Origin of the sequence: Dactylosporangium maewongense, assembly GCF_039531485.1 — a bacterium.
GTDB classification, from domain to species: Bacteria; Actinomycetota; Actinomycetes; order Mycobacteriales; family Micromonosporaceae; genus Dactylosporangium; species Dactylosporangium maewongense.
The window spans coordinates 1-800 of sequence record NZ_BAAAQD010000107.1 but is presented as its reverse complement, the minus strand read 5'-3'; the positions used below and the strand labels follow the sequence as shown (position 1 = coordinate 800).

The 800-nt window shown below is 68.6% G+C and carries 1 protein-coding gene and 1 pseudogene; both read right to left on the bottom strand.

The window, feature by feature from the left end; all coding sequences use genetic code 11:
* Nucleotides 1–325, bottom strand: a 325-nt coding sequence (locus ABD332_RS60440) for a transposase (RefSeq protein WP_425552477.1), incomplete at its 3' end; no start/stop codon positions are given.
* An 8-nt stretch (nucleotides 326–333) separates the two neighbouring features.
* Nucleotides 334–734, bottom strand: a pseudogene (locus ABD332_RS60435) (IS5 family transposase).
* Between the last annotated feature and the right edge of the window lie 66 nt (nucleotides 735–800).

Sequence of the window (800 nt, the reverse complement as noted above, 5' to 3'; positions counted from 1 at the left end):
CGCGTTTGCGGCGGTTGGCCTGCTGGTCGACGCGTTCAGGGGTGGTGGCGGCGATCCGGCGGCGACGCAGGTCGGTGCGGATCGCCTTGATGGAGTACGCCTTGTCGCCCAGGATCCGGTTGGGTCGCGTCCTGGGCCTGCCGCGGCGGCGGGGAACGCGGATGCCTGCCATGACCGCTGGGTAGCCGATGCGGTCGTGGCGTTGCCCGGCGGTGATGGTCCGGCTGATGGGTCGGCTGCGGCGGTCGGCGGCCAGATGCAGCTTGGTGCTGAACCCGCCCCGGGACCTGTCGAGGGCTTCGGGTTCAACTGCCTGTTCGGGGATGGTCGCCGCTACGGTTTTGACCGGTGCCCCGGCTGCGCGGGCTGGTCGGCTGGTGGCTGGTGTCGTGCGCCGGCGGCGTGCTGGTGGGCGCGGACGACGGAGCTGTCCATGCCGAGGGTCCAGTCCCGACCGTTGTCGGTGGTGTCCAGGTCGGCGTCCAGGCGCAGCCGTTCGGCGATCCGTTGCCAGGTGCCGTCCAGAGCCCAGCGTCGTTTGCGCTGGTAGACGGTCTTCCAATTGCCGAACCGGGCGGGTAGGTCCCGCCATGGATGCCGGTGCGTTCACGGAACAGAATGCAGGAGATCACGGTGCGGTGGTCCCGCCACCGGCCACCCTGCGGCGCATTCGTCGGCAGGAGCGGGGCGAGGAGTTCCCACTCCGGATCGGTGAGTTCAAATCGAGCGGTCATAGCGTCCCGATAAACAACCGGGACGCTATGCATCATCCCGCTTCATGATCCAAGAGACAGGCCCTA